Source organism: Pseudomonas sp. BIC9C, from assembly GCF_034541995.1.
GTDB classification, from domain to species: domain Bacteria; phylum Pseudomonadota; class Gammaproteobacteria; order Pseudomonadales; family Pseudomonadaceae; genus Aquipseudomonas; species Aquipseudomonas fluorescens_CC.
The window spans coordinates 65,983-83,145 of record NZ_JAWDGM010000009.1 but is presented as its reverse complement, the minus strand read 5'-3'; the positions used below and the strand labels follow the sequence as shown (position 1 = coordinate 83,145).

Below are 17,163 nucleotides of genomic sequence, written 5' to 3'. Positions count from 1 at the left end.
GCAAGAAGTTCAAAAGCCAAAGCAAAAGCGAGGCGGCCTATTGGCCGGCCTGATCTAACGTGACCGCCCCCCCCTGTAGGAGCGAGCCTGCTCGCGAAAAACGCCGGGACACCGCGGGGATTCAGACAGCCCACGTCATCGTTGACGACCATCGCGAGCAGGCTCGCTCCTACAGGGCCGAGCGTTAGCTCGCCTGCCGCTCTTGATCTTGATCCACCCGCCCCCTCGGCAGGCTGAGCGGAGGTGTTCATCCGGGGACTGGCGCGCAGCGCCGTTCGACGCAGTCGAACTCATTGCATGCAGGTCGCGCGAAGCCGACCGGAGGGCAATGCCCCCGGATGAATGCCGGAGCGAAGGAACCCCGAGCCTTGGCGAGGGGCCGGACGTTCGGGGCGAGCGTTTTTTTGCTTACTTTTTTTAGGCGCATGTAAAAAAGTGAGTCGCCGTAAGGGCGAAACCGCCAGCCGCCGTTACCGCAGCAACGGATATGCACTCAGACCCACAACCTGATCGACGAGTCCCGTCAATGGCACACTGGCAAGAGGCGCTGGACCAGATGCGACAGGACGGCAACCTGGAGCGACTCAAACAGCGCTGGCTGAGCACCAACACTCCGCGCTGAAGGCGAGGCGTGTTGAACGGGCGACTAGCGCACCAGCCGCTCGGCCAACGCCTTGGCCTGGCTCGCCACATCGGTGACGGCGGTACTTTCCCACCACATGCCACGCAATGGCGGGCCCATGGCGAACAGACGGCGGGCGGGCTGACCCTCGGCGTTCAGGACCGCGCCATCCACCTCTGCCGCGATGCCCAGGGCCAACGGCCCCGGCCGCACCAGGCCTCGGGCGAGCAGTTGCCGGGGCAGCGGTCGCGCGACCCGACGCCAGTCATATTCGATACCGCTGGAGTTGATCAGGGCGGCACCGCTGACCACACAGGTCTGCGCCTCGCCGCGCCGCCGAAGGCGGATACTCACGCCGCCATTCATCGCAGGCTCAAGGCCCTTGTATGAGGCTGCGTGAACACGTAACCGCCCTTCTTTATATAAGCGCTCCACCAATTTGGCGCTCAGGGGTGGCGAGCGATGGTGATGACTTTCCCACCACGGCCGCACATGCCGCACGAACTGCCGACGCTGCTCATCCGTCGCCTGATGCCACAAGCGACCAATGTGTGCCCGTACCGTGTCCAGTGGCGCCTGCCAATCGATGCCTTGGGCGATGGCGTCCCGGCAGTGTCGACGCAACTCGCGCATCAACTGGCGAGGTGTGCGGATACTCGGGTCCGCAGCGAGAAAATCCACCCAGGCTGGTGGCTGGCGACGTATATGGGGCAACAGTCCATGGCGGGAAAACACTTCGATCGGCCCACGATGCCCGGCCTGTTCCAGGGACACCACGGCGTCGACCATGGTCAGGCCCGAGCCGATGATCATGACCGTCGATTGCGGATCGAGTTGCTGCATGGCCGCCACACCCCACGGATCGAGGGCCGCTGCGTTCAAGCCGCTGGACCGGGTTTGTGGCGTGCGCGCGGCGGGAAACATCCCGGTGGCCAGTACCGCAAAAGCACCCTGCACGCATCGGCCATCGCTCAAGGTCAACTGTACGGCGTCGGCATCGGTTTGCAGATCGATCACCTCGGCCTGCACATGCCCGACCGTCGAACCGTTCAAGGCGCCCACCGCCTGCGCTTCTGCCAGGCGTTGCCGGGCATACAGGCCGAAAACGCCCCGCGGTGGAAACAACTCGCTGATCGGCACGTGCTGCTGATCCGATTCCGGCCAGCCGCCCGCCTCGATGTACTCGGTCAACCATTGGGTCAGGTCGTCGGCGTTGTCCGGGTCGACACTCATCCGCGCCGCATTGCCGTTGAGCGTATGGCCCGGTTCCACCGCGCTGTAGGCTTCGCCCCGCCCCAACTCGGCCCGGGGCTCGATCACCAGCACCCGGCGCTGGCCCGGCAAACGCATCAACTGCGCCGCCAGCATCGCGCCACTGAGGCCGCCGCCGACAATCAGGATGTCGGCGTCATTGGTCAAGGTCTGGTCCATCGTGCTCTCCCTGTTCAGATCACCACATTACGCACAAATCGCGCCGCCACTGTCCCGTCGTTGCGATAACAGTGCGGCTGGTTGCTGGCGAACATGAAGAATTCACCCGCCGCGATATGCTGTGGCTGGTCGCCGAGCATAACGGTCAGGCAACCTGCAAAGACATAAATCTGCTCGCTCCAGCCATCGGCGTCCGGCTCCGACGGATACACCTCGCCCGGTTGCAGGCACCACTCCCACTGCTCGACTTCGCGGCTGGCCTGGGCCTTGGAGAGCAACACCGCTTTACTGCCAGGAATCGTGCCGGTCCAGGCCAGCTCATTGATACGGCTCGGATCACGGGCGTCGGGAGCCTGGATCAAGTCACTGAAGGCAACGTCGAGGGCTTCGGCCACCCGGTCGAGGGTGGTCAGGCTGACGTTCTTTTCCCCCGCCTCGATCGCCACCAGCATTCGACGGCTGACACCGGACTTTTCGGCCAGCGCGGTCTGGCTCAGGTCGGCGGCATGACGCAAGCGACGGACGTTTTGACTGACGTGCTGGAGGACCGATGCCCGTTGGGTAGAATCTTTGTGCACTATATTGCTCACTGAGTGGGGTTGGGCAGTATACTGCGCAACATTCGGCGCATTGTGCGTCCCCCTCCAGTAGCGTGCAAGGTCATGACGTCGGTGAACTCCCCAAAGGCTTCCTCCCGTTTTACAAGGTTCAGCAAGGCCGAATGCGTGCTGGTGCTGATCACGATGGTCTGGGGCGGTACTTTCCTGCTGGTGCAGCATGCGATGACCGTCAGCGGCCCGATGTTTTTCGTCGGCCTGCGCTTTGCCGCCGCCGCAAGCATCGTCGCCCTGTTTTCCTGGCACCACCTGCGCAACCTGACCCTGTTCGAACTCAAGGCGGGGTCGTTCATCGGCGTGGCGATCATGCTCGGCTACGGCTTGCAGACGGTCGGGTTGCAGAGCATTCCCAGCAGCCAATCGGCGTTCATTACCGCGCTGTATGTCCCGTTTGTGCCGTTGCTGCAATGGCTGGTGCTGGGACGGCGTCCGGGGTTGATGCCCAGCATCGGCATCATGCTGGCCTTTACCGGGCTGATGCTGTTGTCCGGGCCGTCCGGTGCGTCGTTCAACTTCAGCCCCGGTGAAATCGCCACCTTGATCAGCGCCGTGGCCATTGCGGCCGAGATCATCCTGATCAGCACCTATGCCGGCCAGGTCGATGTGCGTCGGGTGACGGCGGTGCAACTGGCGGTCACTTCGGTGCTGTCGTTCCTGATGGTGATGCCGACCAACGAGGCGATTCCGGATTTCTCCTGGTTGCTGCTGTGCAGCGCACTGGGCCTTGGGGCGGCGAGTGCGGCGATTCAGGTGGCGATGAACTGGGCACAGAAAAGCGTGTCACCGACCCGCGCCACCCTGATCTATGCCGGCGAGCCGGTATGGGCCGGGATTGTCGGGCGCATCGCCGGGGAACGCTTGCCGGCGATTGCCCTGGTCGGCGCCGGTTTGATTGTGGCGGCGGTGATTGTCAGCGAGTTGAAGACCAAGGGTAAGGCAGCAGCGGTCGAGGAAGAACTGGAACAGGAAACACAGGGTTAAGCCGCAGCCTCTGCCTTGTTTGTTGAATAGCTTTCGCGAGCAGGCGGGATCGCCCCACCGTCGCTCTCACAGTGGGAATGCATTTCCCCTGCTCGCGATAAGGCCCTCACATTCAACATCGCTGTTACCTGCCAGTCCGCCATCGCGAGCAAGCTCGCTCCTGCAGTGTGTGTTTTTGTCATGCGCGGGAATTGTGGTCGGCATTGTTCAAATGTGGGAGCAACCTCGCTCCCACAAGTTTGCCGGTGTTATTGATCGGACTTGATGCTGGTCCAGACCCGGGTACGCACCCGCTCAAGCTTTTGCGGCAATGGCTGCACGACGTACAGCGTCTTCAATGCGTCGCTGGTCGGCGTCAGGTTCGGGTTGCCGGTGATGTCCTTGTCGATCAGCGCCAGCGAGTCCTTGTTGGCATTCGGGTAACCGAGGAAGTCGCTGATCGGCGCGATGACTTTCGGGTCCAGCAGGTTGTTGAGGAACTCGTGGGCTTCGGCCACGTTCTTCGCGCTTTTCGGAATGGCGAAGGTGTCGAACCAGATCGGCGCGCCTTCTTTGGGCAGGCGCCAGTCGACGACCACGCCGTTGCCCGCCTCTTTGGCGCGATTGCCGAATTGATAGAAGCTGCCGGAGTAACCGATGGCCACGCAGATATCGCCGTTGGCGATGTCGGTCATGTATTTGGCGGAGTTGAAGTAGGTGACATAAGGGCGAACCTTGAGCATCAGTGCCTTGGCTTTTTCGTAGTCATCCGGGTTCTGGCTGTTCGGGTCCAGCCCCAGGTAATGCAGGGCCAGCGGCAGGATCTCCGACGGCGAATCGAGCATCGCCACGCCACAGGCCTTGAGCTTCTCCATGTTCTCGGGCTTGAACACCAGGTCCCAGCTGTCCACCGGCGCATTCTCGCCCAGCGCCGCCTTGACCTTGGCCGGGTTGAAGCCGATCAGCACGGTGCCGTACATGTAGGGCACGCCGTACTGGTTGCCCGGGTCGTTCTTGTCCAGCAGCTTGAGCAACGCAGGGTCCTGGTGCGACCAGTTCGGCAGTTTGGACTTGTCGAGTTTCTGGAATACGCCCGCCTTGATCTGGGTTTCGATGAACTGGTTCGATGGCACCACCAGGTCGTAACCCGAGTTGCCGGTGAGCAACTTGGCTTCCAGGGACTCGTTGGTGTCGAAGGTGTCCCAGGTCACCTTGATCCCGGTGTCCTTGGCAAAATCCTTGGGCACGGACGGCAGGATGTAGTCCGCCCAGTTGTACACCCGCAATTCGTGCTGTTCGGCGTGCACCGCGCTGGCCAGCAGCGACAGTCCGCAAACGGTGGCGCCCATTATGCGTTTCATTGAGTCCATGGATCATTTCCCCAAGTGTGGCGTGAGTTCGATGGTTTTTATGTTCTGTACACGGCAGCAGCCTTGAAAATTGCCAAGGGCAAGGAAGTGAAGCGTCTGGTTGTGATTTGACCTGGGGTCGCCGAACCGGCAACCCGCGTCTGATTCTTGCCGACGGCGTGGCCGGTTCACAGCGTGAGGCAGGCCAAAAGGAGATCGAAACGGCCAAAATACGTGTCCGTATTGATCAGCGTTGCGGTGGTCCCCAAACTCTCGGTGGGCCGCCTGGCACACCGCCTTCTCAAGCAGGCTGCCCCCACTGGGGTTGTGATGTGATTACAACAGCGACAAGGTGTAGTTGATGATGAACCGGTTCTGATCGACGTTGCGGCCCGCGTCAGTGTTCGACCTGGCGTTACGCAGCGTGAACCCCACCCCTTTGAACGTGCCCGACTGCAACACGTAGTCCAGGGTCATGTCGCGCTCCCACTCGGACTGATCGCTGGCGTTTTGCGCCTTGATGTCCGTGCCCTTCAGATACACGATCGAAGCTTTCAGGCCCGGTACGCCCAAGGGCGCGAAGTCGTAGGTGTATTGCCCGAAGTTGGTCTGTTCGCCGGCCCGGGCAAAGTTCTGGATCATCTTGTCGGTGGGCAGGTAGACACTGCCACCGCCCGCCCCTTTGTCCACCAGGCTGCCCTGGTTGGGCTGGACGAAGTTGCTGCCATCGCCCACACGCTGATGGCCCACCGACACCGCGTGGCCGCCATGGGTGTAGGTGACCATCGCGGCCCAGGTGCTGTTGTCGATTTCACCGTCGTTGTCGTCGGTGTAGCCCGATACCCGATAGCCTTGCGCGCGGCCGGAGGCCGAACTGTTGGCACCGCTCGAGGTGGTGCGGAAGTAGCGCAGGTCGGTGGTCAGTGAGCTGGCGCTGTCAATTGGCAGGATGTGCGTGAGGCCGAGGAAGTGCTGGTTGTAGAAATCTTCCAGCTGCGCGAAGTAATACTGGGTTTTCAGATTCCTGGTGAGGTTGTAGTCACCGCCGGCGTAGTAGAACTTGTTGCTTTCGCGCGTGCTGCCGGCGACCGACAAGCCTGTGCGGTCCGTCGAGGCGCGCCCTACCGCGTGCTCGAGCACACCGCTGGTCAACGTCAGGCCATCGATGTCGTTCGAGGTGACCTGGGCGCCGGTAAACGATTGCGGCAACACGCGTGCATCGTTCGCCAGAAGGATCGGCAACTTTGGCAGCAAGGTGCCGTAGCGAAACTCTGTCCTGCCAAGGCGCATCTTCGCCGTAGGGCCAAAGCTGCTCCAGGCGTCGGCCGCGCCGTCGCCGTCAGAGGGAATCATGCCGCTACCGACGTGGCGCCCCGCTCCGCTGTCCAGTGTGATGCCGAGCAATGCCTGGGCATCGAGCCCGAACCCCACCACGCCCTGGGTAAACCCCGACTCATAGCGCAACACAAACCCCTGGGCCGCCTCTTCGGTTTTCGAAGGATCGGCTGCGCCGTCACGATTGTCGCTGTTGAAATACAAGGTGCGCATCGAGAGGCTGGCCTTGCTGTCTTCCACAAAACCATGGCCAGCGGTATCGGCAGCCTGTGCGCACAGCGAACTGGTGGCCAGCAGGACTGCAGTGGGAATGGCTCGTTTGAACATAGGGTGCTCCTGGGTGTTTCTTATCGTTATTTGAAGGTTTCACCGCCAGGCAGGACCAATTACCGCCCACACAACAGCACTCAACCCGGGCGCGAAAACAGGCGCGCTCGATGAGTGACATGAGTCATCGGTCGTTCGAGGTGAGGGTTGACTGACTGGCTTGTGAAACTCTTAAAACATTTCGAGAAGCGATTATCAAACGCGGTGAAAGTAGTTTTCGTGGAGGGATACGGCTTGTCGCGCCGGGGTATGGACGGTCACCGTTTTTGCATATCGGTGCAGCGAATTTTCACCATACTGATTTCATCGGCAGTGTTCGGCGGCTGCCTGCATGTCCCGACAAGAGCAATGACTCATGAACGATCAAATCGAGCTGTTCGGTGCCAACACGGGCAACAGTCTGCGGGCAGCGATTGCCCTGGAAGAATCGGGCATCGCCTACACGGCACGCAAGCTGAACCTGTATGCACAGGAGCAGCGTGGGCCGGCCTTCCTGGCGCTTAACCCGGCCGGAAAAGTCCCGACCCTGATCGATCACGGGACTACGCCGATGCTGGTCATCAACCAGTCCAACGCCATCATCCAGTATGCCGATGCCAAGGCGCCTGGACGGCTGGCACCGGCGCAGCCAGGGCCTGAGCGCATCCGGGTGATCGACCGATATTTCTTTTTCGTGACCGATGTCATCGCCCCCAGCCATGCCGCGTTTTTCCTGCACCAGGCGGGGCAGGACAAGGCGGCGGCGATCATCGATCTGCGGGTGATCGAACAACTGACCTTCTCGGAACGTTTTTTGACGGACGAATTCATGGCCGGAGAGCAGTTCTCCATGGCCGACATTATGGCATTCACCATCGCCACCGCGTTCCGTGATCGACTGGACTGGAAGCAACTGCCTCAGCTGTCGCGCTGGTTTGACACGGTCGAAGCCAGGCCCGCGGTGCAACGCGGCCTGAAGGTGTTCAATCATTCCTGAGCGTTCGCCGAACACAAGACAGCCGCCATGTCGCCATCCCTGTAGGAGCGAGCCTGCTCGCGATGGTCGTTAACGATTACGCGTGTTTACTGACTAAACGCAGTGCTCTTGAGTCCATCGTCGGAACGCCGCCCGGAGCAAGCTCGCTCCTACAAGTCGGCGTAGCCAAGTTTCACCGAACGGCTTTCCTGCGGCTGGCTTCGCGTAGCGAGGCAGTAATACAACGGGCACGTCACCGCCAGCCCCACCGGCCACGACAGATCGGCGCCGTCTACCAGATTGGCGTACGGTCCGACGTACAGTGAAGTATTGGCGAATGGCAGCTGCACGATGATGCCGATGAAGTAGGCAATGATTGCGTGCAGGTTGAAGCGACCGTAGATGCCACCGTCAGCCCGGAAGATCGAGGCGATGTCATAGCGACGACCCTTGATCAGGTAAAAGTCGATCAGGTTGATCGAGGCCCACGGCACCAACACCAGCAACAGCGCCAGAATCAGGCCGATGAACTGCGAAATGAAATTCGCCGAGGCACCCAGCGCCACCACACAGCAACCCGCCAGCACGATGCTCGACAACACCACCCGCACCTTGATGCTGGGCGTCCACTGGCTGGCGAAGGTCTGGATCGACGTGATGATCGACAGCACCGCGCCATACAGATTCAAGGCGTTGTGGCTGATGATGTTGAGCAGGAACAGCACCATCAGGATCGGCCCCAGCCAACCGGTGGACTGCTTCACCGCTGCCATCGCCTCGGTGCCTTCCGGGGTAGCCAGTACCGCCACGGCACCGAAAGTGAACGACAGGATCGTGCCCAGGGTCGCCCCCAGATAGGTGGCGAAGAACGGCCGGGTGATGCCGATATCCGCCGGCAGGTAGCGCGAGTAGTCCGACACGTACGGCGAGAAACTGATTTGCCAGATGATGCCCAGCGAGACCGTGGCCAGCCAGCCGGACAGGTTGAACGTGCCCCGAGTGAAGAAGTCCGCCGGCAGGTCATGGGCGAAGATATAGAGGAAACCGGCCAGCAAGGCACTGCCCATTACCCAGGTGCCGATGCGGTTGAGGGTGTGGATGAAGCGATAACCGATCACCCCGATGGCCGTGGCGCTGAGGGCACCGATGAGGATGCTGGCCGGCACCGGAACCGACGGCGCAATGCCGACAATCGACTTGCCGGCCAACACGATGTTGGAAATGAAGAAACCGATATAGATCAACGCCGCGAAGAACACGATCAGCAGCGCGCCATAGCGGCCGAACTGACCACGGCTTTGCACCATCTGCGGAATGCCCATGCACGGCCCCTGGGCCGACGCGAGCGCAATCACCAGACCACCGACCATGTGCCCGAGCGCAATTGCCAGCAGGCCCCAGAACAGATTGAGGTGGAACACCTGGACCACCATGGCGCCGGTGACGATGGGCAGTGGCGCGATGTTGGTGCTGAACCACAGGGTGAAAAGATCGCGGGCCTTCCCGTGGCGCTCTGCGAGTGGAACGTAGTCGACCGTGTGATTCTCGATCAACGGATCTTGCCGGGACATCTGGGACATGTGCATGAACTCGAGTTGGTCTGTTCTTATCTTTGTATGAAGCCAAACCGGGGGGACTCTCTGGCCGCCCCTCAGATGCCGACCATATTATGGTATTCCAAACTATAAACAAGACTGATCCGGTCTTTGAGCACGCCTCTGAACCGGTATCCTGCCCGATTCACCCCAGCGCTTGATAGCTGGAAGCCCCGTAATCATTGACTTTCCGACGAAGGACGTACGTTTATCGGTTCACCTAAAAAGACCTTGCAATAGATGTATTACGGTATACCATCAGACCTACAAACACATAAAAACAGCGTCACACCACCCGAGGACCGTCCAATGATCGATGCCGCCATCTACAAACAAGTCATGGGTTCGTTCCCGTCCGGAGTGACCGTGATCACCACCCTGGATGACGATGGGCAAATCGTCGGCCTCACCGCCAGCGCCTTCAGCTCGCTGTCGATGGACCCGGCCCTGGTGCTGTTCTGCCCGAACTACAGTTCCGACTCCTACCCGGTCCTGATCAAGAACAAACGCTTTGCCATCCACGTGCTTTCCGGTGGCCAGCAAAACGAAGCCTATGCCTTCGCGCGCAAAGGCAAGGACAAGGCCCAGGGGATCGAGTGGACGCTCAGCGAATTGGGCAACCCGATTCTGGCCAACGCCACGGCGGTCATCGAATGTGAGCTGTGGCGCGAATATGAAGGGGGCGACCACGCCATCATGGTCGGCGCCGTGAAAAACCTGATCGTTCCCCGCCAGAGCAGCGGGCCGCTGGTGTATTGCCACGGCAAGATGGGCGCTTTACCGGTCTTGGCCTGATCCCCTTGTGGGAGCGGGCTTGCTCCGGGCGGCGTTCCGACGAAGAGGCCGGCACACTCAACATCGATGTCGCCTGACACTCCGCCTTCGCGAGCAAGCCCGCTCCCACAGAACCCGAGTTTGTCGGCAGAGAAATGTTTTGCAGACATTTCGTATTATGGTATACCAATAAACAACGAGCCCGCAGTCGACAGGCCGATAACAAAAGATCCGAGGTAAACGTCATGAAGTTTTCCCTGTTCGTACACATGGAACGTTGGGACGAAAGCGTCAGCCACCGCCAGCTGTTCGAAGACCTGACCGAACTGACCCTGATGGCCGAGGCCGGTGGTTTCAGCACCGTGTGGATTGGCGAACACCACTCCATGGAATACACCATCTCGCCAAGCCCGATGCCGCTGCTGGCTTATCTGGCGGGCAAGACCACCACCATTCACCTGGGCGCCGGCACCATCATCGCGCCGTTCTGGCATCCGCTGCGGGTGGCCGGCGAATGCGCGTTGCTCGACGTGATCAGCAACGGCCGCATGGAGGTCGGTCTGGCCCGTGGTGCCTACCAGATCGAATTCGACCGCATGGCCGGCGGCATGCCAGCCTCCTCCGGCGGCCAGGCGTTGCGCGAAATGGTGCCGGTGGTGCGGGCACTGTGGAACGGCGATTACGCCCATGACGGCGACATCTGGAAATTCCCGACGTCCACCAGCGTGCCCAAGCCGATCCAGCAGCCGAACCCGCCGATGTGGATCGCCGCCCGCGACCCGGACTCGCACAACTTCGCCGTGGCCAACGGCTGCAACGTAATGGTCACGCCGCTGATGAAAGGCGACGAAGAAGTCCTCGACCTGAAGAACAAATTCCAGGCCGCCCTGGACAACAACCCGGACGTGCCGCGCCCGCAACTGATGGTGCTGCGTCACACCCACGTGCACACCGCCGACGATCCGCAAGGCTGGCAAGTCGGGGCCAGGGCGATCTCGAAGTTCTACCGCACGTTCGATGCCTGGTTCGGCAACAAGACCACCCCGGTCAACGGCTTCCTCGCGCCCAGCCCGGAAGAGAAATTCGCCGGTCGCCCCGAGTTCGAACTGGAGAGCCTGCACAAGACCGCCATGATCGGCACCCCGGAAGAAATCATTCCGCGCATCAAGTACTACCAGGAACTGGGGGTCGACGAATTCAGCTTCTGGTGCGATAACAGCCTGCCCCACGCGGAGAAGAAAAAATCCCTGGAGCTGTTCATCAAGCACGTGGTGCCAGCGTTCCACTGATTGCGCCGCCCTGCTCCCCGGACGCGAAGCCGGGGTGTAGGAGCGAGCTCGCTCGCGATGGACGCCAACGATAACGCGCGCCATCTGAATCACCGCGCTGTCCAGAGTTTTTCGCGAGCGAGCTCGCTCCTACAAGGGTCGATTTCCATGGTCACTGGTCGTCTCCCATCACTCGCCCTTCCCTCCGGCGCCGCACAGGCTTACCTGCGCGGCGAATGGACCGCTTCGCACCTGCATTTCAAACGCCTGCGCGCCAGCGTTTCGGCCAAGCAGAACGGCTTCTGGCAAATAGTTCACTGAGCCCACCCGAACAGCCAATCACGCACCCCGCGGCCCGCCATTGCATGGCACGTGCGGTGCCTTGTGTTTCGCCTTTGATCAGGTTTGCCCAATGAACAATAACAACGCGCTGTTGATCATCGACATGCAGCAGGAGGACGGTTTCGTCCTGGAAAACGTCGACAGGGTGGTCGCCCATACCGCCGCCCTGCTCGATTCCGCCCGCCATCAGCGGATGCCTGTCATCTATACCCGTCACATCAATCAGGCCGATGGCAGTGACCTGCCCCACGGTGAACCCCTGGCCGCCGACGGTGGCCCCGGCAGTTACCGCGCCGGCACCCGGCAAGTGGAAATCATCGAGTCGCTGTCGCCACAGCCCGGTGAATTCATCATCGACAAGGGCCGTTACAGTGCCTTTCACCGCACCGACCTCGATGCCCGACTCAAGGCAATGGAGGTCGACACGCTGATCGTCTGCGGTGTACTGACCGACGTCTGCGTGCTGACCAGTGTGTTCGATGCCTTCGCCCTGGGCTATCGCGTGCGCCTGGTCAGCGATGCCTGCACCACGACCACCGAGGCCGGGCATTATTCGGCCCTGCTGATCATGGCCAACTGGGTCTACGCGCTGGAAATCCTCACAACGACCGAGTGCCAGCGCGCCCTGGAACAGCGCGACTACCTGAGCCTGGTCCCCCAGCGTCCGGACCTGTTTGCCCACCAGCCCCATGAGCTGCCCGGCACCATCGCCCGTCTGCATTCCCACCTCGTCCGGACTCAGGAGTGATCGCCATGCAAGTCGAAAAAAGAAGCATCGATTTCATCCCCGAGACCGAACGCCACGGCAAGCCGGGCTCGCTGTTCTACATCTGGTTCGGCGCCAACATGAACATCACCACCATCGCCTCCGGCGTGTTGCCGGTGGTGATGGGGCTCAACCTGTTCTGGAGTGCGCTGGCGATCATCGTCGGCTCGTTGCTGGGGGCGATTTTCATGGCCTCCCATTCTGCGCAAGGGCCGAAGCTGGGCATTCCGCAAATGATCCAGAGCCGGGCGCAATTCGGCGTGTTGGGGGCCGTGTTGCCGCTGCTGTTCGTGATGCTGATCTACCTGGGTTTCTTCGTCAGCAACACCTTGCTCGCGGCCCAGGCGCTGGAGTCTGTAAGCCCACTGCCGATGTCCGGCAACATCTACCTGATCGGCGCGTTGTGCTTCGTCGTCGCGCTCTATGGCTATCGGTTGATTCACCGCTTGCAGAAGCTGCTGTCGATTCTGTCGCTGGTGGTGTTCGTGGCGGCCACGGTGCTCGCCTTGCAGTTGCCGATCCCGGCCGAACAATGGCTGCCAACCGGCTTCTCGTTGTCGAAGTTCCTGGTGGCGGTGAGCATTGCCGTGACCTGGCAGCTGTCCTATGCACCTTACGTCGCCGACTACTCGCGCTACCTGCCGAGCAGCACGCCGACCGCCCGGGTGTTCTGGTACAGCTACGCCGGCACTGTCAGCGGCGGCGCGTGGATGATGATTCTCGGGGCGATCCTGAGCGTCGGCATCGGTGACTTTTCCAGCAACGTCGGCGGGCATGTCGCCGGTCTGTTCGGCACTGGCGCGGTGCTGCTGTTCGCCTTCATCGTCTACGGCCAGGTGTCGATCAACGTGTTCAACCTGTACGGCGCGTTCATGTCGACCATCACCGTGATCGAACCGTTCGCCCGGCTCAAGGTGACCCCGCGGGTACGCGCTGTGTTCATGCTGCTGATCAGCCTGGTGGCCACGGCCCTGTGCACCATCAGTCAGGACGACTTCATCAACTTCTTCCTGAATTTCATCTTCTTCATGAGCTATTTCCTGATCCCGTGGACGGCGATCAACCTGGTGGACTACTACTGCCTGCGCAAAGGCCAGTACCGGATTGACGACATCTTCGACCTGAACGGAATCTACGGACGCATCAACCGGATTGCCTGCGGTAGTTTCCTGCTGGCGATTGCCCTGGAAATTCCGTTCATGAACACCACGCTGTACGTCGGCCCGGTGGCCACGGCGCTGGACGGGGTGGATCTGGCGTGGATCGTCGGGTTGCTGGTGCCGGCGTTGAGTTATTACTGGCTGATGAAGCTCGGCAAGCGAGCGCCGATCCTGGAGTCAGCAGCCGACTAAATCTCAGGCAAAAAAAAATCCCAGGCAGCTGATGGACGCCTGGGATTTAAAAATGCATAAACCGTGGTGGTGAACGCGGCGCGGATATTACGGAATATTTCACGCTGTAACAAGATATTTTTATTCACTGTTCAGTTAATAAACGCTCCAAGCCCTTAAATATCCACATATTTTCCAAGGACTCCTAGAGAAACCAGCGATATTCCCGCGCGCTGATGTCATGCAGAAATGCCAGATGATCCTGACGTTTGTTCTCGCAATAGACGTCCACAAACTCCGCCCCCAAGCCTTCGCGCAGCGATGCATGATTTTGCATGGACTGCACCGCTTCGAGCATTTCCAACGGAAAGTCGATGCCACTGCTGCGGTCTTCATTGAGCGGTGCAATCGGCTCGCGCTCCGCTTCCAGACCTTGCTCCAACCCCACCAGAATCGCCGCCAACGCCAGATACGGGTTGGCATCGGCACCCGCCAGGCGATGTTCAATGCGCAGGTTTTTCACATCCGACTCCGGAATACGCAAGCACGCATCGCGATCCTCGAAGCCCCAACTGGCGCGGGACGCAACGTTCACCGTGCCGCTCAGGCGGCGCATGGCATTGTGGTTCGGGGCAAAAATCGGCATGCAGTGCGGCAACACAGCCAGGCAACCGGCCACCGCATGACGCAGCGCCCGCTGCCCGTTCGCCGCCAATAGATTGTTGCCGGCCTGGTCATACAGGCTGACATGCACGTGCATGCCGCTGCCGGGGTGCTGCAAGTAAGGCTTGGCCATGAAGCTGGCGCGCAAGTTGTGCTTGAGCGCCACGCCCCGGGTGCTGCGACAGAACAGGGCGGCCCAGTCGGCGGCGCGCAGGCCGTCATCGCAATGGCCAAAGTTGATTTCGAACTGCCCCGGACCGAGCTCGGCAGTGATCACCGTGGCATCGACGCCTTGCTCACGCGCGGTCTCGACCATTTCATCGAGCACCGGAGCAAATCGCGACAGGCGCTCGATGTGCATGTTCGGCTGATCATCGGCATCGCCGGTCAACTCGTCACGGGGAAATTGCGGCAAGCCGTCCTTCAAGCGGCTGTCGAACAGATAGAACTCCAGTTCGAACGCCACCACCGGATGAATGCCCTTGCGCTTGAGCCGCTCCAGCACCTGCGCCAGTACCTCGCGGGGCTCGAAGACAATCGGTTTTTGCGTACCGTCGGAGGTGATCAGCATCTGGCCCAAGGGCTGCTTTTCCCAGCTCACCAGCTTCAAGGTGCCAGGCACCAAACGGCGGAACGCATCCGGGTCGCCATCGTTGAAACAGTAATCACCGATCTTGAACAACCCGCCTTGGGTGCCCAGCAGAACGCAATTCTGTGGCAGCTTCAGTGCACTGCCGGCAGCGACTTTTTCGAGCATCTCGATCGGGTAGCGCTTGCCGTAGAAATGCCCCGGAATGTCCAGGGAGATCAGGTCGACGTAGCGCACTTCGGGGTTGCAGTGGCGGAAGTTGCGAACCTCGGCCAGCAGATCAGAGCACACAGCATCCATCGATTTGTTCCTTGTTGTTATCAGGTGTAAACCCAAAGCACGCGGGTCGGTTGGTCGGACAGGTTGCCGTAGCGGCAGTGCGCATGGCTGGCCAGTTGAAAGCTGTCGCCGGGACGCAGGGTCACCGGTTGGTTGTCGTCGAGCCACAGGGTCAACTCCCCTTCCAGGACATAACCGCCCTGCTCGGAGCTGTCCTTCATGTGCCGGTCGCCGCTGCTGGCACCGGGCTCCAGCCGGCTTTCGAGCATCGAAAACGAGGCGCGCATTTTTGGCGAAACGAGGATGTCGGTAATGCCATCGGCGTAGTACAGCGTGCGGCGCTCGTCCGGGCGGGTGACCCAGGACAGGGCCATGGGTTTGGGCAGGCTGTAGAAATAGGTGGTCGGCACGCCCAGGGTTTCGCTTATGGCGGTCAGGTCCGCCACCGTCGGGCGCGACAGACCGCGCTCGACCTGGGACAGAAAACCGACGGAGCGACCGATTTTGTCCGCCAGTTCCTTGAGGGTGTACTTTTTGTGTTTGCGCAGGTCCTGGATCAGGATCGCCAGCGCCGAGATTTCTTCTTGCATGTCCATCTTGAGGCTTCCAGAAAGTGTCGCTTCAAATACTGTCGCGCAGTCGATACCAGGCCTTGCCGATGGCTTCCAGCGGCGCGGCCAGGTATTTGCCGCCGGGGAAACTGCCGTTGTTCAGGCCCTGGTACAGGGACAGCTCGTCGGGCTGACCGAGTACCGCGTCGGACACCGCCCGCGCCGCGGCCAGGGTCGGCAGCACGCCATGCCCGGAATACCCCTGCATCCAGTACAGGTCACCGCGCCGTCCGATATCCGGCGTGCGCTTGAGGGTCAGGTCGATGTGGCCGCCCCAGGCAAACTCCAGTTCGACGCCCGTAAGCTGCGGGAACACGCGCTCCAGGAACGGCCGGGTCGCCGCGGCGATGTCCTTGGGCATCCCGCCCAGGTAAGTGCAACCGCCGCCGAACAGCAGGCGGTTATCCGGGGTGCGCCGGAAATAATCGAGCACGAACTGATTGTCGGTCACGCACACGTTACTCGGCAGCAGCGCGGTGGCTTGCTCCGTCGTCAGCGGCGCGGTCGCGACCTGATACGTCCCGACCGGCAACACGCAACTGGCCAGTTGCGGGTCGAGTCGATCGAGGTAAGCGTTGCAGGCCAGCACCAGCACATCGGCGCGAATACGACCGCGCTCGGTGGTCACCACAAAGCCATCGCCCTCCTCGCCATAACTCAGCGCCTTGCTTTGCTCGTGGATGCGGCCACCGGCCCGCTCAATCGCATCCGCGAGGCCCAGGGCCAGTTTCAGCGGGTTCAAATGCCCACCCTCAGGATCGAACAGGCCGGCCTGATAACGCTCGCTGGCGACCCACCGCGGCAAATCGCTACGCTCGATAAATTGCAGTTTGTCGTGTCCCCACTTGTGGCTCGCCTCGTGTTGCCACTCGGTCAGCAGCCCCACTCGCCGCGGCATCACCGAGGTCCAGAGATGGCCGGCGCGGTAGTCGCAGTCGAACTCATGGCGACCGGGCAAATCACGCAGTTCGCGCGCGGCCCAGCGCATACCGTCCCACAATCGTCGCGCCCGCTCGTATCCCAGCGCCGCTTTCAGCGGTGGCATGTCGCACGACCAGCCGAGAATTGCCTGCCCGCCATTACGCCCGGACGCGGCCCACGCCACCCGGCTGGCTTCGAGCAAGGTCACGCGCTTGCCGGCCAGCGCCAGGCGTAACGCCGTGTGCAAGCCACTGAAACCGGCCCCGATGATCAGCACTTCGGTGTCTTGTTCACCTTCCAGTGCAGCTCGATCGACCAGACGATCGGCGCAAGTATGGGCGTAGTAACTGGCGACATGCCGGGTGGATTGCTGAAACATACGGCCTCGTGAAATTTTGTATTTGTAATTTCATGAAAAAATACACGGT

At 61.1% G+C, this 17,163-nt stretch carries 15 protein-coding genes; 7 read left to right on the top strand and 8 right to left on the bottom strand.

The window, feature by feature from the left end; genetic code table 11:
* Positions 1-646: 646 nt before the first annotated feature.
* Together RS887_RS29520 and RS887_RS29515 are read right to left on the bottom strand one after the other, a co-directional pair.
* Complete coding sequence (locus RS887_RS29520; protein WP_322618172.1) at positions 647-2,053, bottom strand: FAD/NAD(P)-binding protein; 1,407 nt, start codon at positions 2,051-2,053, stop codon at positions 647-649.
* A gap of 14 nt (positions 2,054-2,067) precedes the next feature.
* Positions 2,068-2,631 carry an XRE family transcriptional regulator gene (locus RS887_RS29515; RefSeq protein WP_322618171.1) on the bottom strand — a complete coding sequence of 188 codons (564 nt, stop codon included), beginning with the start codon at positions 2,629-2,631 and terminating at the stop codon, positions 2,068-2,070.
* An 84-nt stretch (positions 2,632-2,715) separates the two neighbouring features.
* Here RS887_RS29515 and RS887_RS29510 point away from each other — a divergent pair, with 84 nt between their 5' ends.
* Positions 2,716-3,651 carry a DMT family transporter gene (locus RS887_RS29510; RefSeq protein WP_322618170.1) on the top strand — a complete coding sequence of 312 codons (936 nt, stop codon included), beginning with the start codon at positions 2,716-2,718 and terminating at the stop codon, positions 3,649-3,651.
* Positions 3,652-3,899: 248 nt separating this feature from the next.
* On the opposite strand, the gene RS887_RS29505 is transcribed toward RS887_RS29510, so the two are convergent.
* Positions 3,900-5,000: a polyamine ABC transporter substrate-binding protein gene (locus tag RS887_RS29505; RefSeq protein ID WP_322618169.1), complete on the bottom strand. Its 1,101-nt coding sequence runs from the start codon at positions 4,998-5,000 to the stop codon at positions 3,900-3,902.
* A gap of 315 nt (positions 5,001-5,315) precedes the next feature.
* Positions 5,316-6,641 (bottom strand): OprD family porin, encoded by a 1,326-nt coding sequence (locus tag RS887_RS29500; protein WP_322618168.1) that lies wholly within the window; start codon positions 6,639-6,641, stop codon positions 5,316-5,318.
* A gap of 355 nt (positions 6,642-6,996) precedes the next feature.
* Between RS887_RS29500 and RS887_RS29495 the strand changes: the two genes are divergently transcribed.
* Positions 6,997-7,617 (top strand): glutathione S-transferase family protein, encoded by a 621-nt coding sequence (locus RS887_RS29495; RefSeq protein ID WP_322618167.1) that lies wholly within the window; start codon positions 6,997-6,999, stop codon positions 7,615-7,617.
* A 149-nt stretch (positions 7,618-7,766) separates the two neighbouring features.
* Here the strand turns inward: RS887_RS29495 and RS887_RS29490 are convergent, their stop codons facing one another.
* Positions 7,767-9,176, bottom strand: coding sequence for a purine-cytosine permease family protein (locus tag RS887_RS29490; RefSeq protein ID WP_322618166.1), 1,410 nt, complete (start codon positions 9,174-9,176; stop codon positions 7,767-7,769).
* Between the two features lie 324 nt (positions 9,177-9,500).
* Between RS887_RS29490 and RS887_RS29485 the strand changes: the two genes are divergently transcribed.
* From RS887_RS29485 to RS887_RS29465, 5 genes are all read left to right on the top strand, one after another.
* On the top strand, positions 9,501-9,986 hold the full coding sequence (locus RS887_RS29485) for a flavin reductase family protein (protein ID WP_008000480.1): 486 nt from the start codon (positions 9,501-9,503) through the stop codon (positions 9,984-9,986).
* Between the two features lie 224 nt (positions 9,987-10,210).
* On the top strand, positions 10,211-11,254 hold the full coding sequence (locus RS887_RS29480; RefSeq protein ID WP_322618165.1) for an LLM class flavin-dependent oxidoreductase: 1,044 nt from the start codon (positions 10,211-10,213) through the stop codon (positions 11,252-11,254).
* Positions 11,255-11,401: 147 nt separating this feature from the next.
* The gene (locus RS887_RS29475) at positions 11,402-11,554 is read left to right on the top strand and encodes a hypothetical protein (protein WP_322618164.1); all 153 of its coding nucleotides are present in this window, start codon (positions 11,402-11,404) and stop codon (positions 11,552-11,554) included.
* Positions 11,555-11,645: 91 nt separating this feature from the next.
* Positions 11,646-12,323, top strand: coding sequence for an isochorismatase family cysteine hydrolase (locus tag RS887_RS29470; RefSeq protein WP_322618163.1), 678 nt, complete (start codon positions 11,646-11,648; stop codon positions 12,321-12,323).
* A gap of 5 nt (positions 12,324-12,328) precedes the next feature.
* Entirely contained in the window at positions 12,329-13,693 is a 1,365-nt protein-coding gene (locus RS887_RS29465; RefSeq protein WP_322618162.1) for a cytosine permease, read from the top strand.
* A 184-nt stretch (positions 13,694-13,877) separates the two neighbouring features.
* Here RS887_RS29465 and RS887_RS29460 read toward each other — a convergent pair whose 3' ends face one another.
* The 3 genes from RS887_RS29460 to RS887_RS29450 are packed head-to-tail and all read right to left on the bottom strand — an operon-like array spanning position 13,878 to position 17,114.
* Positions 13,878-15,224 (bottom strand): glutamine synthetase family protein, encoded by a 1,347-nt coding sequence (locus RS887_RS29460; RefSeq protein ID WP_322618161.1) that lies wholly within the window; start codon positions 15,222-15,224, stop codon positions 13,878-13,880.
* A 20-nt stretch (positions 15,225-15,244) separates the two neighbouring features.
* Positions 15,245-15,799: an XRE family transcriptional regulator gene (locus tag RS887_RS29455; protein WP_322618160.1), complete on the bottom strand. Its 555-nt coding sequence runs from the start codon at positions 15,797-15,799 to the stop codon at positions 15,245-15,247.
* Positions 15,800-15,824: 25 nt separating this feature from the next.
* Positions 15,825-17,114, bottom strand: coding sequence for an FAD-binding oxidoreductase (locus RS887_RS29450; RefSeq protein WP_322618159.1), 1,290 nt, complete (start codon positions 17,112-17,114; stop codon positions 15,825-15,827).
* Positions 17,115-17,163: the final 49 nt, after the last annotated feature.

Excerpts from the sequence above, each read along its gene's own strand:
- RS887_RS29520 (WP_322618172.1), bottom strand. The coding sequence starts at position 2,053 with ATGGACCAGACCTTGACCAATGACGCCGACATCCTGATTGTCGGCGGC.
- RS887_RS29510 (WP_322618170.1), top strand. The coding sequence starts at position 2,716 with ATGACGTCGGTGAACTCCCCAAAGGCTTCCTCCCGTTTTACAAGGTTC.
- RS887_RS29505 (WP_322618169.1), bottom strand. The coding sequence starts at position 5,000 with ATGGACTCAATGAAACGCATAATGGGCGCCACCGTTTGCGGACTGTCG.
- RS887_RS29500 (WP_322618168.1), bottom strand. The coding sequence starts at position 6,641 with ATGTTCAAACGAGCCATTCCCACTGCAGTCCTGCTGGCCACCAGTTCG.
- RS887_RS29495 (WP_322618167.1), top strand. The coding sequence starts at position 6,997 with ATGAACGATCAAATCGAGCTGTTCGGTGCCAACACGGGCAACAGTCTG.
- RS887_RS29490 (WP_322618166.1), bottom strand. The coding sequence starts at position 9,176 with ATGTCCCAGATGTCCCGGCAAGATCCGTTGATCGAGAATCACACGGTC.
- RS887_RS29485 (WP_008000480.1), top strand. The coding sequence starts at position 9,501 with ATGATCGATGCCGCCATCTACAAACAAGTCATGGGTTCGTTCCCGTCC.
- RS887_RS29480 (WP_322618165.1), top strand. The coding sequence starts at position 10,211 with ATGAAGTTTTCCCTGTTCGTACACATGGAACGTTGGGACGAAAGCGTC.
- RS887_RS29475 (WP_322618164.1), top strand. The coding sequence starts at position 11,402 with ATGGTCACTGGTCGTCTCCCATCACTCGCCCTTCCCTCCGGCGCCGCA.
- RS887_RS29470 (WP_322618163.1), top strand. The coding sequence starts at position 11,646 with ATGAACAATAACAACGCGCTGTTGATCATCGACATGCAGCAGGAGGAC.
- RS887_RS29465 (WP_322618162.1), top strand. The coding sequence starts at position 12,329 with ATGCAAGTCGAAAAAAGAAGCATCGATTTCATCCCCGAGACCGAACGC.
- RS887_RS29460 (WP_322618161.1), bottom strand. The coding sequence starts at position 15,224 with ATGGATGCTGTGTGCTCTGATCTGCTGGCCGAGGTTCGCAACTTCCGC.
- RS887_RS29455 (WP_322618160.1), bottom strand. The coding sequence starts at position 15,799 with ATGGACATGCAAGAAGAAATCTCGGCGCTGGCGATCCTGATCCAGGAC.
- RS887_RS29450 (WP_322618159.1), bottom strand. The coding sequence starts at position 17,114 with ATGTTTCAGCAATCCACCCGGCATGTCGCCAGTTACTACGCCCATACT.